Source organism: Nonomuraea sp. NPDC003201 (assembly GCF_053590415.1).
Window position 1 is genome coordinate 2,778 of the sequence record NZ_JBSFTC010000163.1, and the last position, 22,031, is coordinate 24,808.

At 68.7% G+C, this 22,031-nt stretch carries 19 protein-coding genes and 2 tRNA genes; 12 read left to right on the top strand and 9 right to left on the bottom strand.

The features are described 5' to 3' along the window. Positions 1–243 (bottom strand): hypothetical protein (locus ACWDX9_RS38590; protein WP_449963262.1); only part of this gene is annotated, 243 nt, incomplete at its 3' end. 99 nt (positions 244–342) lie between these two features. Next, positions 343–726: a DoxX family protein gene (locus ACWDX9_RS38595; protein WP_449963265.1), complete on the bottom strand. Its 384-nt coding sequence runs from the start codon at positions 724–726 to the stop codon at positions 343–345. 191 nt (positions 727–917) lie between these two features. Here ACWDX9_RS38595 and ACWDX9_RS38600 point away from each other — a divergent pair, with 191 nt between their 5' ends. Then, entirely contained in the window at positions 918–1,661 is a 744-nt protein-coding gene (locus ACWDX9_RS38600; RefSeq protein WP_449963268.1) for an SDR family NAD(P)-dependent oxidoreductase, read from the top strand. Between the two features lie 1,156 nt (positions 1,662–2,817). Here the strand turns inward: ACWDX9_RS38600 and ACWDX9_RS38605 are convergent. Together ACWDX9_RS38605 and ACWDX9_RS38610 are read right to left on the bottom strand one after the other, a co-directional pair. Then, the gene (locus ACWDX9_RS38605; protein WP_449963270.1) at positions 2,818–4,158 is read right to left on the bottom strand and encodes an ABC1 kinase family protein; all 1,341 of its coding nucleotides are present in this window, start codon (positions 4,156–4,158) and stop codon (positions 2,818–2,820) included. Between the two features lie 56 nt (positions 4,159–4,214). Then, a complete protein-coding gene (locus ACWDX9_RS38610; RefSeq protein WP_449963273.1) occupies positions 4,215–6,161 on the bottom strand; it encodes a hypothetical protein in 1,947 nt (648 codons plus the stop codon). 661 nt (positions 6,162–6,822) lie between these two features. Here ACWDX9_RS38610 and ACWDX9_RS38615 point away from each other — a divergent pair. Both ACWDX9_RS38615 and ACWDX9_RS38620 read left to right on the top strand, forming a co-directional pair. Beyond that, positions 6,823–7,515, top strand: coding sequence for a M48 metallopeptidase family protein (locus tag ACWDX9_RS38615; protein ID WP_449963299.1), 693 nt, complete (start codon positions 6,823–6,825; stop codon positions 7,513–7,515). Further along, entirely contained in the window at positions 7,512–8,096 is a 585-nt protein-coding gene (locus ACWDX9_RS38620; protein WP_449963275.1) for a DUF2064 domain-containing protein, read from the top strand. Before ACWDX9_RS38615 ends, ACWDX9_RS38620 begins: the two co-directional genes overlap by 4 nt. On the opposite strand, the gene ACWDX9_RS38625 is transcribed toward ACWDX9_RS38620, so the two are convergent. The 3 genes from ACWDX9_RS38625 to ACWDX9_RS38635 are packed head-to-tail and all read right to left on the bottom strand — an operon-like array spanning position 8,083 to position 10,882. Beyond that, on the bottom strand, positions 8,083–9,069 hold the full coding sequence (locus tag ACWDX9_RS38625; RefSeq protein WP_449963278.1) for an endonuclease/exonuclease/phosphatase family protein: 987 nt from the start codon (positions 9,067–9,069) through the stop codon (positions 8,083–8,085). The genes ACWDX9_RS38620 and ACWDX9_RS38625 overlap by 14 nt on opposite strands. A 32-nt stretch (positions 9,070–9,101) precedes the next feature. Beyond that, entirely contained in the window at positions 9,102–9,662 is a 561-nt protein-coding gene (locus tag ACWDX9_RS38630; RefSeq protein ID WP_397374641.1) for an NUDIX hydrolase, read from the bottom strand. Further along, positions 9,659–10,882, bottom strand: coding sequence for a zinc-dependent metalloprotease (locus tag ACWDX9_RS38635; RefSeq protein ID WP_449963302.1), 1,224 nt, complete (start codon positions 10,880–10,882; stop codon positions 9,659–9,661). The genes ACWDX9_RS38630 and ACWDX9_RS38635 overlap by 4 nt, the downstream gene beginning before the upstream one ends. 130 nt (positions 10,883–11,012) lie before the next feature. Here ACWDX9_RS38635 and ACWDX9_RS38640 point away from each other — a divergent pair, with 130 nt between their 5' ends. The 9 genes from ACWDX9_RS38640 (at position 11,013) to ACWDX9_RS38680 (ending at position 20,860) form a co-directional block, all read left to right on the top strand. Continuing rightward, positions 11,013–12,086 carry an NAD-dependent epimerase/dehydratase family protein gene (locus ACWDX9_RS38640; protein WP_449963304.1) on the top strand — a complete coding sequence of 358 codons (1,074 nt, stop codon included), beginning with the start codon at positions 11,013–11,015 and terminating at the stop codon, positions 12,084–12,086. An 86-nt stretch (positions 12,087–12,172) separates the two neighbouring features. After that, positions 12,173–12,598 carry a molybdenum cofactor biosynthesis protein MoaE gene (locus ACWDX9_RS38645; protein ID WP_449963281.1) on the top strand — a complete coding sequence of 142 codons (426 nt, stop codon included), beginning with the start codon at positions 12,173–12,175 and terminating at the stop codon, positions 12,596–12,598. 10 nt (positions 12,599–12,608) lie between these two features. Further along, complete coding sequence (locus ACWDX9_RS38650; RefSeq protein WP_363971065.1) at positions 12,609–13,655, top strand: YlbL family protein; 1,047 nt, start codon at positions 12,609–12,611, stop codon at positions 13,653–13,655. Positions 13,656–13,784: 129 nt separating this feature from the next. Then, positions 13,785–16,721, top strand: coding sequence for a UPF0182 family protein (locus ACWDX9_RS38655; RefSeq protein WP_449963285.1), 2,937 nt, complete (start codon positions 13,785–13,787; stop codon positions 16,719–16,721). 58 nt (positions 16,722–16,779) lie between these two features. Next, a tRNA-Met gene (locus ACWDX9_RS38660) sits at positions 16,780–16,856 on the top strand. A 188-nt stretch (positions 16,857–17,044) separates the two neighbouring features. Then, positions 17,045–17,121, top strand: a tRNA-Met gene (locus tag ACWDX9_RS38665). A 95-nt stretch (positions 17,122–17,216) separates the two neighbouring features. Beyond that, positions 17,217–17,675 carry a group II truncated hemoglobin gene (locus ACWDX9_RS38670; RefSeq protein WP_364241853.1) on the top strand — a complete coding sequence of 153 codons (459 nt, stop codon included), beginning with the start codon at positions 17,217–17,219 and terminating at the stop codon, positions 17,673–17,675. 9 nt (positions 17,676–17,684) lie between these two features. Beyond that, positions 17,685–20,180, top strand: a complete 2,496-nt coding sequence (locus tag ACWDX9_RS38675; protein ID WP_449963289.1) for a DUF4118 domain-containing protein — start codon at positions 17,685–17,687, stop codon at positions 20,178–20,180. Then, complete coding sequence (locus ACWDX9_RS38680) at positions 20,177–20,860, top strand: response regulator (protein WP_364241849.1); 684 nt, start codon at positions 20,177–20,179, stop codon at positions 20,858–20,860. The genes ACWDX9_RS38675 and ACWDX9_RS38680 overlap by 4 nt, the downstream gene beginning before the upstream one ends. On the opposite strand, the gene ACWDX9_RS38685 is transcribed toward ACWDX9_RS38680, so the two are convergent. Beyond that, positions 20,827–21,000, bottom strand: a complete 174-nt coding sequence (locus ACWDX9_RS38685; RefSeq protein WP_449963293.1) for a hypothetical protein — start codon at positions 20,998–21,000, stop codon at positions 20,827–20,829. The genes ACWDX9_RS38680 and ACWDX9_RS38685 overlap by 34 nt on opposite strands. A gap of 121 nt (positions 21,001–21,121) precedes the next feature. Beyond that, on the bottom strand, positions 21,122–21,520 hold the full coding sequence (locus ACWDX9_RS38690; RefSeq protein WP_449963296.1) for a hypothetical protein: 399 nt from the start codon (positions 21,518–21,520) through the stop codon (positions 21,122–21,124). Between the last annotated feature and the right edge of the window lie 511 nt (positions 21,521–22,031).

The following is a 22,031-nucleotide window of genomic DNA, read 5'->3' on the forward strand; positions in this document are numbered from 1 at the left end:
GCCCAGCATCCGGGCCGCCCGTACGGGTATCCACTTCGGCCACCACCTGCCCGCCCAGCATCCGGACCGCCCGTACGGGCACCCACGTCGGCCACCACCTGCCCGCCCAGCATCCGGGCCGCCCGTACGGGTATCCACTTCGGCCACCACCTGCCCGCCCAGCATCCGGACCGCCCGTACGGGCACCCACGTCGGCCACTTCGCTCCCGCACGCTCCGCCAGATGGGGCAGCTCCTCTCCCACCTGCCACGAACACCCGCATGATCATCTCTCTCTCCGTGATCGACCACCGCCCCTCCGCGGACCGAGGCCAGATGGTCGGGAACTCTGCGTCGTCGCCCGTCAACCGGTGAAGGCCCCAGGACCGAAGCGGCCCCACGCGACGAACGCCGCAACCGCGAGATAGATCAGATTCAGCACCACGAACGCGGCTTCCCCACGTCGGCCGTGGGTGATCATCGCGCCGACCATCAGCAGGATCCAGCACCCCGCGGTCACCGGCACCAGAAGCGGCGCGATGCCGAGCACGGCAGGCACGATCAAGCCCACCGCAGCCAGGAGCTCAAGGACACCCAGGGCCCTGACGAAGCCGGCACCGGCATCCGCGGTCCATCCCCCACCACGGAGCACAGCCAGCTTCTCCCTGGGTACGAACGTCTTGCTGATCCCGCCGCTCACCGCCACCGCGGCCAGCAGCCCGGCAGCGATCCACAACGCGAGGTTCATCGTCCTCTCCTTGACAGAGAATTGCCTGCACCCCCTAGACGAGACAGCAACCCCCGTCAGTGACATCGCGTGCGTACGGCCATCTCGGGCACGTCCTCACCCCGCCCCCGCTACCGGCCCGCAAAGGGCTCCCGATCGTGAGGACGCTCACACCGTGTCACAGCTCAGCGGGGTGTCTCGTCTCAGAGGGCATGACGAACTCGGAACAGACCACAGTGCTGATCACCGGCGCCAACAAGGGGCTCGGTCTTGAGGCGGCCAGGCGGCTCGGCGAGCAGGGCTGGACGATCTTCCTCGGCTCGCGCGACGAAGAGCGAGGGCGGGCGGCCGCCGCCAAGCTGACCGACAGCGGCGCGAACGTGGTCATGGTCCCCCTGGACGTGACCTCGGACGAGTCGGTGAAGGACGCCGTACGGCTCGTTCGCGAGCACACCGACCGACTGGATGTGCTGATCAACAACGCCGGCGCGCCGGGAAGCGTCGTCCCACCTGCGGACGCGACAGCTGACGAGATTCACTCCGTCTACGACACCAACGTGTACGGACCGATCAGGGTCACGCACGCGTTCCTTCCCTTGCTGCAGGCGGCGGACAATCCGCGGGTGGTGATGGTGTCCAGCGCCGTCGGTGCCTTCGCGGTCGTGACCGATCCGGAGCAGCCCGCCTCGAAGATGCACGAGCTCGCCTACAGCTCGTCGAAGGCGGCACTGAACATGATCACCGTCCGGTACGCCCAGGCGCTCCCAGGGATCAAATTCAACCTGGTCACTCCTGGAGAGGTCGCCAACCGCAAGTTCGCCGCCACCGACATGAACCATCACACCGGCCAACTGACGGTCACCGAGGGCACCGACCCGATCGTCAAGCTCGCGATGATCGACGCCAACGGGCCAACCGGCATCTTCATCGATCGCCTCGGCCCCGTTGCCTGGTGACTGCCCGGGACTCGGCGCTGGCTGCGTGGTGATTGGCCGGGGCTCGGGCACCAGCTGCGTGGCGATTGGCCGGGACTCGGGTGCCGGTCGCGTGGTGACTGCCCAGAGCTCGGGCACTGGCTGCGTGGTGACTGCCCGAGACTCGGGTAACGGCTGCCTGGTGACTGCCCGGGGCTCAGCGCTGGCTGCGTGGTGATTGGCCGGGGCTCGGGCGCTGGTTGCCTGGTGACTGCCCGAGACTCGGGCACCGGTAGCCACCGGCAGGTAGCGCCCGCGGGCACGGTCGCCCGTGACGCCCACAGGCCACGCCTCGCATTGCCATAACGGTTCCGGAGCGTTGACCTGGGAGAACGTCACCCTACGCGCCGACCGGCGGCTCCCTCACCCACACGCCCGCTTCCGACCGCTCATAGACGACACCAAGACACTAACGACCCATCCGGGAGATCGAACCCCGGGCGGGCTGCTCGTCGGCACGGGTTCGCATCGTCGGACGACGTGCCCTGCTGCAGTCCGTCCACTGACCCTGATGTTGGCACCGAAAGACGGGGACGTGTCTTGGTGCGTGGCTCCTGGCCTCGGCTCGGCGCTGTCGGAAGGCGTGTCTTGGTGCGTGTCTCCTGGCCTCAGCCCGACACCGCCGGAAGATGTGCCCTGGTGCTCGGCTCTCGGCGTCGGATCGACACTGCCGGGGGATGTGCCATGGTGCTCACCCACCGGCGCCGGCTCAGCACCCTGGAGGGGGTGTGCTGACCATCAGCGCCGGTGGGATCACCGAGCATGGCACGGGCACATGCACGGGCCTTGTGGACCGAGCCGGCCGGGGGTCACGGACCCGTTTGGGCCGTTCCGGAAGCCGGATCGGTCACGGACATCGGGGCGCCGCACTCACTTCAGGCACCATGACGCCGAACCGTGCGCGAGCTCATGCCGACCTGACCGCGTTCGTGCTACCCGCGCCATGGGGGGTGGGGGAGCGAGTGGGTCCGCGGAGGTGGTGAGCAAGCGCGCGGATCGGCGCATGTGGATCCTTTCGCGTTGGTAACGGCTTGCACTCATATCATTACACAGCGAAGTCAGAAGTTAACCTGATGTTCAGTAAAATCCCTGCGGCCCGCCAAACAAGCCGCCGGATCAGCCCCAAGGGCCGGGACGATCAACCGATGGCCAGGGCCTCGTCGTTGGGGTCGTCGGAGAAGCCGGGGACCCAGCGGATCACCTCGTCGCGGAAGCGCGCCGTGGTGCCCAGCTGGCAGAGGACGCCGATGCCCGCCGCGTGGACCCGGTGGATGAGCACGTACGAGGCAGGCAGGTTGAGCTGGCGGACCACGTTGGTAGGCCGCAGATCCGTCACGCTCGCGGCCTGGGCCTGCAGCCACTCCCGGCTGAACGTGAACTCCTCCACCGCCGTCGGCTCCACATACGGCGCGAGAAAGGCCCGGAGCGCGTCCGGATCGATCTCGATGTCGCTGCGGATGAAGCCTTCCCGGCGCAGGCCCGCCGTGACGGTCTCCATGTCGCCCTCGTTGAAGATCCGCGTCAGCCGCCCGAACGCCTTGGGGTAGCCCCCGGGCAGGCGGTTGACCGCGCCGAAGTCGAGGACTCCGAGCTTGCCGTTGGCCAGCATGCGGAAGTTGCCCGGGTGTGGGTCGGCGTGAAGCATCCCGACTCGCGCGGGGGAGCAGAAGAGGAAGCGTACGAAGAGTAATCCCGCCCGGTCGCGCTGCTCCTTGGTGCCCTCGGTGATGACGCGGGACAGCGGAGTGCCGTCCATCCACTCACTGACCAGCACCAGCTCGTTGGCCGCGACCACATCGGGGACGTGGAAGTCGGGATCATCGTTGAACTCCAGCGCGAAGGCGTGCTGAGCCTCGGCCTCCCGGAGATAGTCGAGCTCCTCCGCGACCCGTTCGCGCAGCTCCGCCAGCACCGCCTTCACGTCGAGGCCGGGCAGCAGCACGCCGAACAGCTTGCCCAGCCGCGCCAACTGCGCGAAGTCGCCGAGCAGGGCCTTGCCCGCCCCCGGGTACTGGATCTTGACGGCCACCTCTCTGCCGTCATGCCACACGGCCTTGTGCACCTGGCCGATGGACGCCGCAGCCGTCGGCTGGTCGTCGAACGACAGGAAGTTTTCCCGCCAGTCGTCGCCCAACTGCTCGGTGAGCACCTTGTGGACGGTGGACACAGGCAGCGGGGGAGCGGCGTCCTGAAGCTTGGTCAGCGTGGCTCGATAGGGACCGACGATCTCCTGCGGCAGCGCCGCCTCGAAGATGGACAGCGCCTGCCCGAGCTTCATCGCGCCGCCCTTGAGCTCGCCGAGCACCTTGAAGATCTGTTCGGCCGTACGCTGCTGAACCTCCTGGGCCACGATCTCCGCAGACTTGCCGCCGAGCCGCTTGCCCAGCCCGAGAGCGGCGCGGCCGGCGAAACCGAGCGGAAGGGCGGCCAGCTTGGCGGAACGCGTGACAGCACGGCGCGGAAGATCGCTCACCCTCATGCGCGGAACCTCGACGAGATACCGCTTCCCCCCTTCATGGTCATCCTCTGAGCACGTCAGTCGCGGTTAGGAGACATGACCATTCTTAGCGAATATGGATTGTTTCGCATACAACGACATTGCGGATGTATGGTCCACGACCGTCTTTTCCAGCGCCAATCAGGTGTTACGTCCATTGTGCCGTTGGTCACAGCCGACTCTCTGCCATCAAGGTAGGCAAGCGCATGGCCCGCCACAGCCGCCGCGACCAGCGCCGCCAGGGTGACGTCGCAGGCGATCTCGCCCGGCGGATATCCGCCCAACCGGGCGGTGACGATCGGCCACATCGGGTCGCGATCCCGCCGCGTCAGGTCCAGGCAGTGCAGGCACGCCGTCTTCCCCGGGAGGACCAGCGGGCCCACGGTCCCGTGCCCTTCGAAGGCCGAGGCCAGGAGGTGCGGGATGCCGAGCGCGGTCAACTCGTTGACCAGCACCCCGTCGAGAGGGGCGACGGGCGCGAGTATGACGAGGTCGGGGCGGTCCGACTGATCCCCGAGGTAGGGGCCTCCCGCCATCGCGTTGACGGACGGCCGCCGCACGCTCTCGTCGTCCTCGTGCTCCACGCCATCCCAACGGCTCCCCACCTCCGCGGGCACTGCTGCAGTCCGTGCCAAGCTGGTGGGCTGCGCGCCTTTCGTGGTTGGAGTGGACGGTGCTGGCCTGGTGGGCTGCCCGCTTTTCGTGGTCCGGGCGGAAGGTGCTGAGCCGGTGGGCTGTGCGCCTTCCGTGGTTCGAGTGGAAGGTGCTGAGCCGGTGGGCTGTGCGCCTTCCGTGGTTCGAGCGGAGCCGGTGCTCTCACGAGCCCGTGGGATGTGGCCGTCTTCCTCGGTTTTGGGGATGCGGGTGCCTTGCGTAGCTCGGGTGGTGCGAGGACCTTTCCCGGCTTGGGGGCGTTGGGGTTGGGAGGGCTGGGCTGTTGGGGTTCCTTCGGCGGCGCGGCTGTTTGCGGTGGCGCGAGGGTTCTCACTTGCGCGGGTGGAACCGGCGCTGGCGGTGGCGATGGGCTGGGCTGGGTTGGTGCCAGTGGTGGCGATGGGTTGGGCCGTGGCGGTGCCGGTGGTGGCGGTGGCCTGGGGTGAGTTGGCGCCGGTGGTGGCCATGGGCTGGGCTGTGGTGGTGCCGACAGCGGTCTGGGGCGCGGTGGTGGCGATGGGTTGGGGTGGGTTGGCGCCGGTGGTGGCCATGGGCTGGGCCGTGGCGGTGTCAGCGGTGGTCTGGGGTGGGGCGGTGGTGGCGATGGGCTGGGCTGTGGTGGTGCCGACGGTGGGCTTGGGTGTGGCGGTGGCAGTGGGCTGAGGTGTGGCGGTGTGGTAGGGGGCGGGAGGTGTGGTGTCGGTGGAGGCGGCCGGACTGCGCCGCGCTGTGGGGGTGGGGCCGCCTGAGGTGAGTCGCCGGGCGACCGTCGCGGCGCCGACCTCGCGGGGGAGGCCCACCTCCGCCCACGTCAGGCCGCCCGGTGTGATGTCGCACGGGCGGGCCGTGGCTGGGTCGAGGATCCGGATGGTGCCGACCCCGGAGGCGGCGAGCAGGGCGGCCACCTGGGCGCCCACTCGGCCCGCCCCATAGATGCGCACCCGCCGCTCGCGGCGGCGGGCGATGAGGCCGATCGCGCCGTCGGGGGCGGTCGAGGCGAGGTCGAGGGCGTCGAGGTCCGGTCGCAGGCGGTCCCGTTCGGCCAGGGAGAGGTCGGCGATCGGCGCGGGGCTGGTGGCGGCGTCGTGGAGAGCGCCTTGGGCGGCGAGCTGATCCAGCAGGGATCGGGCGCGGATCTCGTCCAGGCCGGCGGCGGCCGCGTCGCTCAGTACGCACTCCAGGTCGCGGGTGCCGTCGAGGCTCTCTATCCATTGACGGACGGCCTCGGTCAGGCCGCTCAACATGATGGCCCGGAGAGGGTGCGCGCCGTACTGGAGTGTGTGCTTGTCGCGGATGATGCGCCGGAGGGCGGGCTTCACACGTGGCCTCATGGCGGGAAGGGTTCCATGCCGGAGCAAGATCCCGAGGGGGTTCGGTGATGGCTGTGGATAACTACGGGTCTTGAAGGCGCCTGTGGAAAGCAAGCAGGTCAGAGTACCGATGGGCGGCATATCCGGTTGATGAGGGGCAAGGCCGCCTCCGGTTGGCCCGGGAGGGTCGGGAGGGTCGGGGTGGTTGCGGGCGAGCCATGTGGAGGGGGTCGGAACGTGGCCTCGGACGGTGGTTGTGTCGGATGGTGCGGTCGGGGTGGTTGTGGTGACGGAGTGGTCCTTGGGGGTCGGAACGTGGCCTCGGACGGTGGCTGTCGGATGGTGCGGTCCGGGTGGTTGTGGTGACGGAGTGACTCTTGGGGACCGGAACGTGGCCGCGGACAGCGGCTGTGCCGGATGGTGCGGTGGGGTGGGCTGGGGTGCGGCAGGGACCCCAGGGGCACGAAAGGGTGGCCTCGGGGTTCCAAAGCAGGGGCGTGACGCGGTCAAGGAGGGCGGCTGCGGGAGATCGCTAGATAAAGGTCTGGTAAATCAAGCTTTCCCGAAAAATGACCGAATGTCGGAGGCTCGAGGGGCCGGAATGAAGATCATTTAGAACGCTCCCATCACCCCAAGACCCCGCAAACTACCCCAGAACCAAGACCATCAAGGCTTGGAAGCCGTGCTGAGGTGGGAATCTTCCGTCTGGCCCGTGACCATGGCCTCCGCCCGCATGATCAGGCGCTCGACGCCCATCGGGAAACTCGCATGCCCAAATTCACCGGCTCTTAATCATCTGACCAGCAGAAACAACGTCCACCCTCTGTGGAATTTCGCCAGGGTCGGCTACCGTGCATATGTGCCCCCCGAGACAATCGAGGTTCGTCGCAGTTCTCGTCGCCGGCGTACGGTCTCCGCCTACCGCGACGGCGACAAGACGATCGTGCTCCTGCCCGCCTGGCTGAGTGGCGAAGACGCAGATGAATGGGTGAGCCGGATGCTGGATCGGCTGGCTGCGAAGGAACGCCGACGAAGGCCCACCGACGAGGCGCTGCTCGAACGAGCCAGAGAACTGTCAGCGAAATTCCTCGACGGCATGGCGGAGCCGGCGAGCGTGCGCTGGGTCGACAACCAGCAGCACCGATGGGGTTCGTGCACTCCCGAGAACGGCACGATCAGGATCTCGACCAGGCTCAAGGGCCTGCCCGAATGGGTCATCAACTACGTGATCATTCACGAGTTGGTGCATCTGCTGGTGCCCAGCCACGGTGCCAAGTTCTGGGCGCTGGTAGAACAGTATCCCAAGGCAGAACGCGCGCGCGGGTTTCTGGAGGGATTCTCGGCCGCGGCCCAGACGGCACCGGAGGAGTGTTGACGCGCATCGCCGCGGTCCTGGTACGACAGCGCATGGCACAGGCGGCGCCCCCGGGCGTGGATCCCGCGCGGTTCCTCGAAGCGGTGGCCGAGGACACCTACGAGATGGTCGCGGGGCTGGAGCTCGTCACCCCGGTCCTGATCACCAGCGTTCCCGAGCTGGAGGAGATCGTCTGGCCGGGCACCGAAGTAATCACGATAAAAGACGACGAACCGCTAAAAATCATCCTTCAGCGCCTCAAGGCTGACCAAGCCGCGGTGATCAGCGCGGACGCGCCCGACCTGCCGCCCCTCCTCGTCGGCAAGCTGTTCAGGGAGCTCGGCAGGGCCGAGATCACCGTCTGCCCGGCGGAGAACGGCGGCGCCGTGGCCATGGCCTGCGCGCTCCCCCCGCCCACCTGGGCGGACCCTGACCTCGACGACGAGCGGATCGTGGCCACCCTGCGCGCCCAGGCCCCTGGCCCCCGTAAGGTCGCCACCACCCCGGGCTGGCACCGCCTGCGCACCCCCGAAGACGTCGAACGCCTCGACCCCGGCCTGGAAGGCTGGGAGAGCACCAGGGCGCTGATCAGGGCACGGTGAGCTCGGCCAGCACCGCCCGGTGGTCGGTCTTCGGCACGTCGCGCACGCTGACCTCCTTCACCCCCACCCGCTCGTCCACCAGTACGTGGTCGATCGTGATGATCGGCGGTACCCGCTTGTTCGCCGGCCACGTCGGTATCAGCCCGGCCCCCACGGTGTCGGCCGCGTCCTTGTAGCCGCGAGCCAGCAGCCCGCGCAGGGCGGCGTGGTCGAGGGAGGCATTGAAGTCACCCGCGATGATCCGGATCCGGTCGGGGGAGGTTGAGGGAAAGGCCGCCATCGCCTCGTTCCACTCGATGACCTGGGGCCCGAGCGGCGGGAACGGATGCGCGTCGATGAACTCGATCGGCTTCCCGCCCGGCAGCGAGATCATCGCGGCGGGCATCTGGTGCCCGACCGGCGGCATCACGTTCCACAGCGGCTCCACCGGGTGCCTGGAGTAGAGCCCGCTCCCGCCGGCGCTCCACTCGTCCTGCAGCACGCGGTACGGCATCAGCTCCTTGAGCCCGGCCTCGTCGAGGTCGGTGACCGCCCCGGGGGTGAGCTCCTGCGTGCTCAGCACGTCGGGCTGGAACTCGCGCACCAGCTTCATGATCGTCGCCGTGTCGGCCCGGCCGAACAGCATGTTGATCGTCATGACCTTCAGCGGCCTGCCCGTGGTGGCCTCCGCCCTGCCCAGCGCCCTGGGCAGCACGCTGAAGCCGAGCGCGGTCGTGGCCAGCAGCGCGACGGCGGTCGCCGCCCGCTTACGCCCGACCGCGGCGATCAGGAGCGGGACCAGCGAGCCGGCCGCGGCGTACGGGGTGGCGGTCATGATCTGCGTGGGCAGCGACCCCCGCTCCAGACCGGCCACCCGCACCACGGCCCACGCCGCGAACGGGGTCACGGCCAGCCAGGTCAAAGTAGTCGCGGGGAACTTCCGGCGCTTGCGCCCGGGTGTCACGATCGTGCCGCCGACGGCAGAAGTCTCCACGCAGCCCCCTATTTGGAACGACGCAAAAGACTCTAGCCAAACGCGCGTGAGCCCGAGCCAAGAGCCGCCTGTCCGCGTGCGGCCAGCCGCCGCGTCGCCTCGTCGGACAGCTCGGGGATCGCGTCCACAGGGAACCAGCGCAGGTCGAGCGACTCGTCGCTGATCACGGCCTCGGCGCCGGGCGGGGCCACGGCCGCGTACTCGACGTCGAGATGCCAGCTGTACGGGGGATGGCACCACACCTCGTGCCTGTCGACCGCGAGCGGCCCGGGCAGCAGCTCAAGCCCGGAAATTCCCGACTCCTCCCATGCTTCCCGCAGAGCAACATCCACGAGCGACATGTCGGAAATCTCGCAGTGGCCACCCATGGGCAGCCACTTCTTGGCCTTCGGATGCAGTGTGAGCAGCACCTGCGTGCCGTCGTGCGACAGCACCGCCGTCGTGGCCGTCAGATGCCCCGGTACGCATTCCCGCAGCATCGCGTCGTCATGCGCCCGCAAATGCTCCAGGAACTCCAGGCGCAACGCCTCTTCCTCGGGCGTGGGCGCGCTCCACGCGGACAGCACCGCCACCGCGTCGCCGTGCAAACTCAACTCTCGTCGCCCTTGTCGCCCTTGTCACCTTCGTCGTCCGGCTTCGCCTCCAGCTGGGAGATGTCCCAGGCCGCCTCACCGCGTACGAACGCGTCGGGATCGTCGAGGTCGTCGGCCGTCGGCATGAGATCGGGGTGGCCCCACAGCGCGTCGCGCCCCTCGAGCCCGCGCTCGCTCTCCAGCGCGCGCCACAGCGCCGCCGCCTCACGCAGCCGCCGGGGCCGCAGCTCCAGCCCCACCAGCGTGCCGAACGTCAGCTCCGCGGGCCCACCGGTCGCGCGCCGCCGGCGTACGGTCTCCGCCAGCGCCACGGCGGAGGGCAGCTTGCCCTCGGCGGCCTGGTCGACCACGGTGGCCACCCACCCCTCTACCAGGGCGAGCATCGTCTCCAGCCGCGCCAGGGCGGCCTTCTGCCGCTCGGTCTCCTCGGGCTTGAGCAGGTTGCCCCCGCTCAGCGCCTCCTGGATCGCCTGGGGATTGTTGATGTCGAGACCGCGGATCTGCTCCTCGAGCGCCGAGGTGTCGACCGTGATGCCCTTGGCGTATTCCTCGACCGCGCCCAGCAGGTGGGAGCGCAGCCACGGGACGTGCTGGAACAGCCGGTGGTGCGCGGCCTCGCGCAGCGCCAGGTAGAGCCGGATCTCGTCGGCCGGGATCTCCAGGCCCTCGCTGAACGAGGCGATGCCCCCGGGCAGCAGCGCGGCCGTGTCGGACAGCGGCAGGCCGATGTCGGTGGTGCCGACCACCTCGCGGGCCAGCGAGCTGATCGCCTGCCCGATCTGCTGGCCGACCATCATGCCGCCCATCTGCTTGAGCATGCCGAGCAGCGGGCCGGCCATCTGCTGGGCCTCGGGAGGCAGCCCGGATCCGCCGAGCGCGCCGCCCATGGTCTCGACCATGCGCTCCGCGATCGGCTCGCAAAGCTTTCGCCAGACCGGGATGGTGTTCTCGATCCACTCGGACCGGCTCCAGGCCTGCGGGTTGGACACGCCGCTCGGCAGTGTCGTCGCCTCGTTCAGCCACAGGTCGGCCAGGCTCAGCGCGTCGACGATCTGACGGCGCTCGCCTTCCATGACGCTCGGATCGCCTTGGGCGACCACGGCGTGCCGGGCGATGTTCTTCGCCATGTCCCAGTTGACAGGGCCTGAACCCTGAGGCGCCGACAGCATGTCGGCGAACTGGCGCATCGCCTGAGCCATCTGCTCAGGGTTGCCGAACATGGCGAACGGGTTCTCGTTAGGGTCGTTTTCGCGACCTGGCAGGTCAGTCACCGCTCTACCTCGTGCAGGATGGAGGAGTCCACATCCGCCACGTTAGTCGTCCTACGGCGGATCAGTGCAAAGTGAGGACCTGGTGCCTACCTCGAAACGCCCGAGCCAACCCGTAGTAGCCGTCACCGGAGCGGCCTCCGGCATAGGCCGAGAGCTGCTCGCGAGGCTCGTATCCTCCGCGGATTTCCGCAGGGTGGTGGCCATTGACGAGGAACGCGGTGATGTCGGGGAAGCCACGTGGAGAGTGATCGACGTACGGGATCCGCTCTTGGCGAACCGGATCTCCGACATCGACGTCCTGGTCCATCTGGCCGGTGACTACGCCGTCGACTCCGACCCGTCCGAGCGGCGCGCGTACAATCTGCGGGCCGCCCAGACGGTGCTGACCGCCTGCGCGGCGGCGCGCGTCCGGCGTGTGGTGCTGGTCACGAGCGCGATGGTGTACGGCGCCGCGCCCGACAACGAGGTGCCCCTGCCCGAAGACGCCCCGGTGGCGGCCGAGCCCGACACCGGCGTCGTGGGCGACTACCTGGAGATCGAGTCCCTGGTACGCCGGTCGCTGCGCAGCCACCCCGGCCTGGAGGTCACCGTGCTGCGCCCGGCCGCGGTCGTCGGCCCGGGAGTGGACACCGTCATCACCCGTCACTTCGAGTCGCCCAGGCTCCTGACGGTCAAGGGCTGCAACCCGCGCTGGCAGTTCTGCCACATCGACGACCTGGTCTCGGCACTCGACCTGGCCGCCCGCGGTGTCGTCACGGGCGTGGTCGCCGTCGGCTCCGACGGATGGATGGAGCAGGAGCAGGTCGAGGAGCTGTCGAGCATCCGCAGGTTCGAGCTGCCCGCGGGGCTGACGTTCAGCACGGCCCAGCGCCTCCACCGGCTCGGCATCACCCCGGCCCCGGCGACCGACCTGCACTACGTGGTCTACCCGTGGGTCGTCGACTGCACGGCGCTGCGCGGGGCGGGCTGGAAGCCCTCGTGGACGAACGAGGCCGCGTTCGAGCAGCTCCTGGAGCTGCGCGAGAACAGGACGACCGTGGTCGGCCGGCGCCTGCCCGTCAAGGAGGCCACGCTCACCGCGGCCGGCGCCACCGTGGCCGTCATCGGCACCGCCGCGATCGTCCGCCAGGTGCGCAAGAAGCGGCGCGGCTGAGAAATCCGCCGTCAACCCGGCCTTGACCAGGTACGACGGCGTTTCGGGAGTCCAACGGGCGGATTTCTTGTTGGTAGGCTCTTTGCGTGGACGTCATCCGGTTGCTCGGCATTCGTGATACCGCGCTCTCCGTCGACGAAGTGCTGGCCGCCGTGGGCGACCACGCCGCCGGCGGCACCGCCGTCTTCGTGGGCACCGTGCGCGAGCAGGACCACGGAAAACCGGTGACCAGGCTCTCCTACTCGGCCCACCCCTCGGCGGAGGCCGAGCTGCGGCAGGTCGCCGAGAAGGTGGCCGCCGACTTCCCCGTGACGGCGCTGGCCGCCGTCCACCGCGTGGGCGACCTGGAGCTGGGCGAGGCGGCCGTCATCGTCGCGGTGGCCGCACCCCACAGGGACGAGGCGTTCAAGGCTTCGAGACGGTTGATCGACGACCTGAAGGCAAACGTCCCCATCTGGAAACACCAGGTGTTCGCCGACGGTGAGACCGAATGGGTCGGCGCCGGCGAATAAGCTCATCGACATGTCACGACGCGCCCTGACCCTTCTGCTCGCGGGATTCCTTGTGCTCGCGCTCGGCGTCGTGGGCGCGTTCAGTCCGGTCCCGTACGTCGTGCTGAGCCCCGGCCCGACCGAGAACACGATCGGCGAGGTCGACAAGAAGCCCGTGATCTCGATCAAGGGGCGGGAGACCTACCCGACCAGCGGCGCGCTGAGCCTGGTCACGGTGGCCTACCAAGGCGGCCCGGCCGCCCAGATCGACCTGCTGACGGCGTTGCGCGGCTGGATCGACCCGACCGTGGCGGTGGTCCCGCAGGAGACCATCTTCGCTCCCAACCGCGACCCCAAGGAGGTCGAGGAGGAGAACACGGTCGAGATGACCAACTCCCAGGACTCCGCCAGGGCCGCCGCCCTCAGCGAGCTCAAGATCCCCTTCAACATGGTCGTGACCGTGGTCTCCACGGAAAAGGGCCGGCCCGCCGACGGCAAGCTGCTGAAGGGCGACGAGATCAACTCCGTGGACGGCAAGCCCGCGAAGGACGTCGACGTCGTGGGCGACGCGGTCAAGGCACACAAGCCGGGCGACAACGTGGCCTTCTCCGTCACCAGGGGAGGCCAGAAGCTCGACGTCACCGTGCCCACCGTGGCCGGGCCCAAGGGGCAGACCCTCGTGGGTGTGGTCATGCAGGCCAAGTACAAGTTCCCGTTCGACGTCGACATCAACGTCGGCGACGTCGGCGGGCCGAGCGCGGGGCTGATGTTCTCGCTCGGCATAGTCGACAAGCTGACGCCGGGTGAGATCACCGGCGGCAAGCGGATCGCCGGCACCGGCACGATCCAGCCGTCGGGCGAGGTCGGCGCGATCGGCGGCATCGCCCAGAAGATGGTGGGCGCGAAAGACTCCGGCGCGACGGTCTTCCTGACGCCCGCCGACAACTGCGCCGAGGCCATGCAAGCCGTGCCCGACGGGCTCCGGCTGGTCAGGGCCGACACGCTGCATGACGCGGTGCTCGCGCTCGACGCGCTGCGCACGGGCAAGGGAAACGTGCCCGCGTGCGAGGCCGGATGAAACTTCTGGAGCTCGCCGTGCGTTAGCCGTAGGGCTGGCACTGCGGTGTAAGTTGCCAGACACGGACCGTTTCTTCATCACGACGAGGGGTTGGCCTTGAGCTTCCGGACCCCAGGAGCCGGTAGGGCGATGCGCTTGCCCCGCCGTCCGAGACTGCTTCTGCCTGTGGCGATCGCTCTGGTGGCGATCGTGGCGCTATTTTTCCTATTTTCCGGTATTTATACCGACTATCTATGGTTTGACGCGGCCAAGTACACGTCGATCTTCACCGGCGTCCTGCTGACCGAGATCGTGCTCTTCCTGGTCGGCGCGCTGCTGATGGTCGGCATCGCGGGCGGCAACATGCTGCTGGCCTTCCGGACGCGGCCGATGTTCGGGCCGGCGATGTTCGGCGGGGGCAGCGGCGCCGACCGCTACCGCATGGCGCTCGACCCCCACCGCAAGCTGATCTTCATCGTGGGCATGGGCCTGCTCGCCCTCTTCTCCGGCTCCTCCTTCGCCGGCCAGTGGGAGACGTGGCTGAAGTTCGTCAACGGCGAGTCGTTCGGCAAGCAGGACACGCTGTTCGGGCTGGACATCTCGTTCTACGTGTTCGACTATCCGTTCATCCGGATGGTGCTGAACTTCCTGTTCACCGCCGTGATCATCTCGATCGTGCTGGCGGCGATCACGCACTACCTGTACGGCGGGTTCCGGCTGCAGTCCCCGGGCGTGCACGCCTCCAGGGCGGCCCGCGTCCACCTGTCGGTGCTGCTCGGCGTCTTCGTCCTGCTGAAGGCCGTCGCCTACTGGGTCGACCGCTACGGTCTGGTCTTCTCCGACCGCGGGTTCGTCCACGGCGCGTCCTACACCGACGTCAACGCCGTCCTGCCGGCCAAGACCATCCTCGCGATCATCGCGCTGATCTGCGCCGCCCTGTTCTTCGCCGGCATCTTCCGACCCGGCGGCATGCTCCCCGGCGTCTCGGCCGGCCTGCTCGTGCTCTCGGCCATCCTGATCGGCGGCGTCTACCCGGCGCTGGTCGAGCAGTTCCAGGTCAAGCCCAACCAGCAGGGCAAGGAAGCGGCCTACATCCAGCGCAACATCAACGCCACGCGCGAGGCGTACAACATCGACAAGACCGAGGTCGAAAACTACAACGCCGAGTCCGACCCGTCCAAGGTCCAGAAGGAGGGCGACGCCTCCGTCTCCGGCGTCCGGCTCCTCGACCCGGCGCTGCTGTCCTCGACGTACGAGCAGACGCAGCGCATCCGCGGTTTCTACAACTTCGGCGACACGCTCGACGTCGACCGCTACCCCGACAGCACCGGCAAGCTGGTCGACCATGTCGTCGGCGTGCGCGAGATGACCGGTCCGCCCGAGGGCCAGAACAACTGGATCAACCGGGCCCTGGTCTACACGCACGGCTACGGCTTCGTCGCCGCGCCGGGCAACCAGGTCGACGGCGGTGGCCTGCCCAACTACGACGCCAAGGACATGCCGGTCACCGGCCCCCTGGCGACCACCACCGGGCTGCGCCAGCCGCGCATCTACTTCGGCGAGGAGCCGGCCGACGAGGAGTACATCATCGCGGGCGGCAACCCGAAGACGAAGGAGCTCGACTACCCGCAGACGGGCGGCACGGGCCAGGCCGACAACATCTACGACGGCAAGGGCGGCGTCCGCGTCGGCTCGTTCCTCAACAGGCTCGTCTACGCCGCCAAGTACGGCGAGGCGAACATCCTGCTGTCGGGCGACGTCAACGACAACTCCCAGATCCTGTACGTGCGCAACCCGCGTGACAGGGTCCAGAAGGTCGCGCCCTTCCTCACGCTCGACGGCAACCCCTACCCGGCGATCGTCGACGGGCGCATCACCTGGATCCTCGACGGCTACACCACGTCCAACGACTACCCGTACTCGCAGAGCGAGAGCCTCGGCGACATGACGCGCGACGCGTCCACCGACCGCCGCGTGATCGCCCAGCAGCCGAGCGACAAGGTCAACTACATCCGCAACTCCGTCAAGGCCACGGTCGACGCCTACGACGGCACGGTCACGCTCTACGGCTGGGACACCAACGACCCGCTGCTCAAGACCTGGAGCAAGGCGTTCCCGGGGGTCATCCGCCCGGCCTCGGAGATGAGCGCCGACCTGCGCAACCACGTCCGCTACCCCGAAGACCTGTTCAAGGTGCAGCGCTACACGCTGTCGCGCTACCACATCACCAACCCGGCCGCCTTCTACAACGGCCAGGACTTCTGGAACGTCCCGGGCGACCCCACGCAGAACGACAAGAACATCAAGCAGCCGCCCTACTACCTGACCACCACGATGCCGGGCGGCACGCCGACGTTCTCGCTGACGACGACGTTCGTGCCACGGCAGGGGAGCGCCAACCTGTCGGCGTTCATGGCGGTCGACTCGTCGGCCGGCTCCGGCTACGGCCGGCTGCGCATCCTGCGCATGCCGTCCAACACGCCCATCCCGGGCCCAGGACAGGTGCAGAACGCCTTCCAGAGCCGCCTCGCCGGTCAGCTCAACGTGATGGGCGTGGGCAGCTCGTCGCTCCGGTACGGCAACCTGCTGACGCTGCCGTACGCGGGCGGCCTGCTCTACGTCGAGCCGGTGTACGTCCAGGTGGCCGCGGGCGGTGGCCAGGAGCCGTACCCGATCCTGCAGCGGGTCCTGGTGTCGTACGGCAACAAGATCGGCGTCGGGCCGGACCTGGAGAAGGCGCTCGCGGAGGTCTTCGGCGGCCAGCAACAGCAGCCGAACACCCCCACCGAGCAGAACGTCCCCAACCAGGCCAACACGGCGATCAACTCGGCGATCGCCAACGCCAAGAAGGCGTACGAGGACGCGCAGAAGGCCCTGCAGTCCAGTCCGCCCAACTGGGACGCCTACGGCGAGGCTCAGAAGCGGCTGGAGGAGGCGCTGAAGGCGCTGGAAGGGGCCAACGCCCAGCAGCCCAAGCCCTCGGCGACCCCGTCGGCCACCCCATCCGCCAGTCCGTCGGCGACCCCGCCGGTCTCGCCGTCGGCCACGCCTTCGCCTACGGGATCGCAAGCGGCGGGCACGTCCTAGCCCGATCAGTTTGCGCCCACCCCGCGTCGCCCACTAGTCTTTAAAAGCAACAACGCGACGCGGGGTGGAGCAGTTCGGTAGCTCGCTGGGCTCATAACCCAGAGGTCGCAGGTTCAAATCCTGCCCCCGCTACCAGTCCAGAAGCCCGGACTCCCTAATCGGAGTCCGGGCTTTTGCTATTGGTTCCACGGGGCCCCGGGGATGCGTTCCCCGACCTGCGTGGGCCGTCCGCGGCCCTTCCTCAGGGGACGGCGGGGAGTTCGGGGTCGGCGTTGGTCAAAGCACTGTCGCGGGCCCTGTATAGTTATATCCAGAGACACCGACGCGGGGTGGAGCAGTTCGGTAGCTCGCTGGGCTCATAACCCAGAGGTCGCAGGTTCAAATCCTGTCCCCGCTACCAAGCCAGAGTCCCTGGTCACCGGAGAGATCCGGAGACCAGGGACTTTGTCGTTTCCGGCCTTGCCGCCGTCGCGCGGCGAATGATTACATCATTACATGAGTGAACCCACCCTTTACGACTGGGCCGGCGGCACTGAGGCGTTCGAGCGGCTGACCGAAGCGTTCTACCGCACGGTCGTCAAGGACGACCTGATCGGCCCGCTGTTCGCGCACATGGACCCCGATCACCCCAAATACGTGGCGATGTGGCTCAGCGAGGTCTTCGGCGGCCCCGACCGGTACACCAAGGAGCGCGGCGGCTACCCGAACATGCTCCGCCACCACCTCGGCAAGGCCATCACCGAGCCCCAGCGCCGCAGGTGGGTGAATCTCCTCATGGACGCGGCCGACGAGGTGGGGCTGCCTGACGACCCCGAGTTCAGGGCGGCGTTCGCCGGCTACGTCGAATGGGGCACCAGGCTGGCCAGGCACAACTCCGCGCCGGACGCCACGCCTCCGCTCGAGGCTCCCGTGCCCCACTGGGGTTGGGGGGTCGCGCCGCCGTACCAGCCGTAACCTGGAGGAATGGGGAGCACGTCCCGCGGGAGGCTGCGCGTTCATCTGGGTGCGGCGCCCGGCGTGGGCAAGACGTACGACATGCTGAGCGAGGCGCACCGCGCCCGCGAACGTGGCAAGGACGTGGTCGTGGGCTTCGTCGAGACCCACGGCCGCGCCAGGACGGCCGGCCTGCTCGACGGACTCGAGGTCCTGCCGAGGCGGACGATGACCTACCGCGGCGCGACGTTCACCGAGCTGGACGTCGATGCCGTCATCGCCCGCGCCCCCACCGTGGCGCTGATCGACGAGCTCGCCCACACGAACGTTCCCGGCTCCCGCAACGTCAAGCGCTGGCAGGACATCGACGAAGTGCTCGACGCCGGCATCGACGTCGTCTCCACCCTCAACATCCAGCACCTCGAATCCCTGAACGACGTGGTCGAGCAGATCACCGGCGTGTCGCAGCGGGAGACCGTGCCCGACGAGGTGGTGCGGCGGGCCGACCAGATCGAGCTCGTCGACATGGCGCCCGAGGCGCTGCGCCGGCGGATGGCACACGGGAACGTCTACCCGCCCGATCGCGTCGACGCCGCGCTGGCCAACTACTTCCGCGTCGGCAACCTGACCGCCTTGCGGGAGATCGCCCTGATCTGGCTGGCGGACAAGGTGGACGAGCAACTCGACCAATATCGCGCCGACCATGCCATAGCGGGCACCTGGGAGGCCCGCGAGCGCGTGGTGGTCGCCCTCACCGGAGGCCCGGAAGGGGACACGCTCATCCGCCGGGCCGCGCGCATCGCGGCCAGGAGCAAGGGGGCCGATCTGCTGGCCGTGCACGTCACGAGCGCCGACGGCCTGACCTCCGGCGGCGACCCCGCGAACCTGGTGCACCAGCGGGCCCTGGTCGAGGCCCTCGGCGGGTCCTACCACCAGGTGGTCGGCGACGACATCCCGCACGCGCTGCTGGAGTTCGCCCGTGGCGTGAACGCCACCCAGCTCGTGCTGGGCGCGTCGCGAAGAGGACGGCTCGCGCAGATCGTCGCGCGTGGCGTGGGTGTGACGACGACGGCGCTGTCCGGGCCGATCGACGTGCACATGGTGACGCACGAGGCGACCAGGACGGGCCGCGGGCGGGCGCGGTCGAGCGCCGCGCTGACGCGCCGGCGGCGGCTGTCCGGCTGGGGGCTGGCACTGCTCGGGCCGCCGCTGCTCACGGCCGCGCTCCAGCGGCTGGGCCTGTCGCTGCCCAGCGAGATCCCGCTGTTCCTGCTGCTGGTCGTCGGGGTGGCCCTGGTGGGCGGCATGTGGCCGGCGTTGACGGCGGCGGTGCTCGGGTTCGGGCTGCTCAACTGGTTCTTCACGCCGCCGCTGCACACGTTGACGATCGCCGAGCCGCAGAACGTGCTCGCGCTGACCACGTTCGTGCTGGTGGCGGTCATGGTCAGCACGGTCGTCGACCTGGCGGCCAGGCGCAGCAGGGAAGCTGCGCGCTCGCGGGCGGACGCCGAGGTGCTGTCCACGCTGGCGGGTCACGTGCTGAGGGGCGACGCGGCGCTGCCGTCGCTGCTGGCCAGGACGCGGGAGACGTTCGGGTTCGGCTCGGTGACCCTGCTGGAGCGTACGGACGACTGGCACATCGTCGCGACCTCGGGCGGCGTGCCGTGCACGAGCCCGGGTACGGCCGACACCGACGTCGTGATCGACGAACGGCTCGTGCTCGCCGCTCGGGGACGCCTGCTGGACGCGAGCGACCGGCGGGTGCTGGAGGCGTTCGCGGCGGAGGCGGCGGTCGCCCTGCGCGAGCAGCGGCTGCGCGAGGCGGCCGAGCAGGCCGAGCCGCTGGCCGAGGCCGACAGGATGCGCACCGCTCTGCTGGCCGCCGTCAGCCACGACCTGCGTACGCCGCTCGCCTCGGCCAAGGCGGCGGTCGAGAGCCTGCGCAGCACCGACGTGACCTGGTCGGACGAGGACCGCGGCGAGCTGCTGGCCACCGCCGACGAGTCGCTGATCAAGCTGGACCGGCTCGTCGCGAACCTCCTCGACATGAGCCGCCTCCAGGCAGGCGTGCTCGGCGTGAACCTGGAGCCCGTGGCGATCGAGGACGTGCTGCCGCACGCCATCGACGACCTCGGACCGCTACGCGACCAGATCCGCAGCGACCTCCCGCCCATCGTCCCCGAGATCATGGCCGACCCCGCCCTGCTGGAGCGCGTGCTCGTCAACGTCATGTCGAACGCCGTCCGCTACAGCCCCGACGGCGAGCCCGTGGTCGTCAACGCCAGCTGGCACGGCGACAACGTGGAGATCCGCATCATCGACCGGGGCCCCGGCATTCCGCCCGAAGCGCATGAAAGGGTGTTCATGCCGTTCCAGCGGCTCGGCGACCGCGCCAGTCACACGGGCGTGGGGCTCGGCCTGGCGCTCTCGCGCGGCCTCACCGAGGCGATGGGCGGCACGCTCGTGCTGGAGGACACGCCCGGAGGGGGACTGACCATGACCGTCTCGCTGCGGAGACACACGTGACCCGCGTGCTGGTGGTGGACGACGAGCCGCAGATCCTGCGTGCGCTGCGCGTCAATCTGGCCGCCCGGCAGTACGAGGTGGCCGTCGCGGCCGACGGCGGCTCGGCGCTGCGCCAGGCCGCCGAGTGGCATCCCGACCTGGTCATCCTCGATCTCGGGCTGCCCGATCTGGACGGCGTGGAGGTCATCGAGGGCCTGCGCGGCTGGACCGCCGTGCCGATCATCGTCCTCTCCGGGCGCGCGGACAGCACCGACAAGGTGGACGCGCTCGACGCCGGCGCCGACGACTACGTGACGAAGCCGTTCAGCATCGACGAGCTGCTCGCCCGCGTCCGCGCGGTGACCCGCCGCACGGGCCAGCACGAGGAGGAGGCCGCCACGGTGCGGCTGGGCGATCACGTGATCGACCTCTCCAGCAAGACGATCTCGGGAGGGGTACGGCTGACGCCCACGGAGTGGCACTTCCTGGAGATCCTGCTGCGTAACCCGGGCAAGCTGATCAGCCAGCGCCAGCTGCTGCGGGAAGTCTGGGGAGACTCCTACCTCAAGGAGACGCACTACCTGCGCCAGTACATGGCCCAGCTCCGGCGCAAGCTCGAACGGGACCCTGCCCGTCCGGTGCATCTGCTGACCGAGTCGGGGATGGGCTACCGGTTCCAGCCGTCGGCTTCCTCCGAGTAGCAGTGGGCTGACGGCTTGACGAGCATCACCACCGCTCGCTGCACGGCCCAGCCCAGGAGCAGGATCCCGAAGGCCACCTGCACGGCCCGCATCCAGAGGGAAGAGCTCTGATCGGCATAAATCACGATGCCGACCCACATCAGGCCAAATATCCCGACTAGTGCGACTGCCGCCCAGTTCAACCCGCGCTGCCACATATGCGAAGTCTTACAGCCGGTCAGCCAAGGCGGGGTATGGGCCGAGTGCTCATCGGGTCAGCGGCTAATGCGGGAGGGTCCGCCTCATGCCGACGCACCGGCGCAGGCGCATTCCGCGCGGGCGCTGGGGGACGGCCTCCTCCAGGCAGGCGAGCAGCAGGGCCGCCGTACGGGCGTCCGCCAGGATGCGCTGCACGGCCTCGCCGTCCTCCGGCATCTGGCCGCGCTCGGACAGCTCGTGCTTGAGGAACGCCATGGGGTCGGGCGCGTCCGCGATGTCGGCCGCCACCGTCGCCCGCGCCGCCGTGAGCAGACGCAGGTAGTGGGTACGGAGTACGGCCTCGCGCATGCGGGCGTGTTCGAGGTCGTCGATCAGGGTCCTTGCGATTCTCAGCAGGTCTCCGGCATGGGTCGCCTCGTCGGCGAGGAAGGCACGGATGTCGTCGAACTCCGAGCGGGTCATAGCGGGCACCTCCGAGAGCGCAGTCTGCTCGTAGGTACTTCGTACCTGGCAGCGATTGCGGATGACTTGCCGACGGCTTGACAGCTGGGGCGCCGACCTGGGTGTCCTTGGTGAGGTTTGGGCGTTGCGTGGTGAGGGAACAACCACGTGATTACCTGAGTGGCGCGAAGTGGGTGCGTCGGGCTGCTAGAGTTGCTTCGCGCAGGGCGGCCGAGGGAGTCCACAGAGACTCCCGGAGACGCCCGGCAAATCCCACTTACTTCGAAGGTCGCCCTTCGGTGGATTCGCACCGATTCGGAAGGCCTGGTAAGTTAGAGGGGTTGTCCCGGAAGCGGGGCAGGTCTTAATTCCAGCAGGTCGAGCAAGTCGGGTCAATTTGACAGGGACTTGAACGGCTGAAAGAATAAAGACACAATGAAATGAACGCCTCCGAGCGAAAGACCGGAACGGTTTTGAGCAAGGAAGTACGCGTCCGTTTCTTGAGAACTCAACAGTGTGTTAAAAGCCAGTG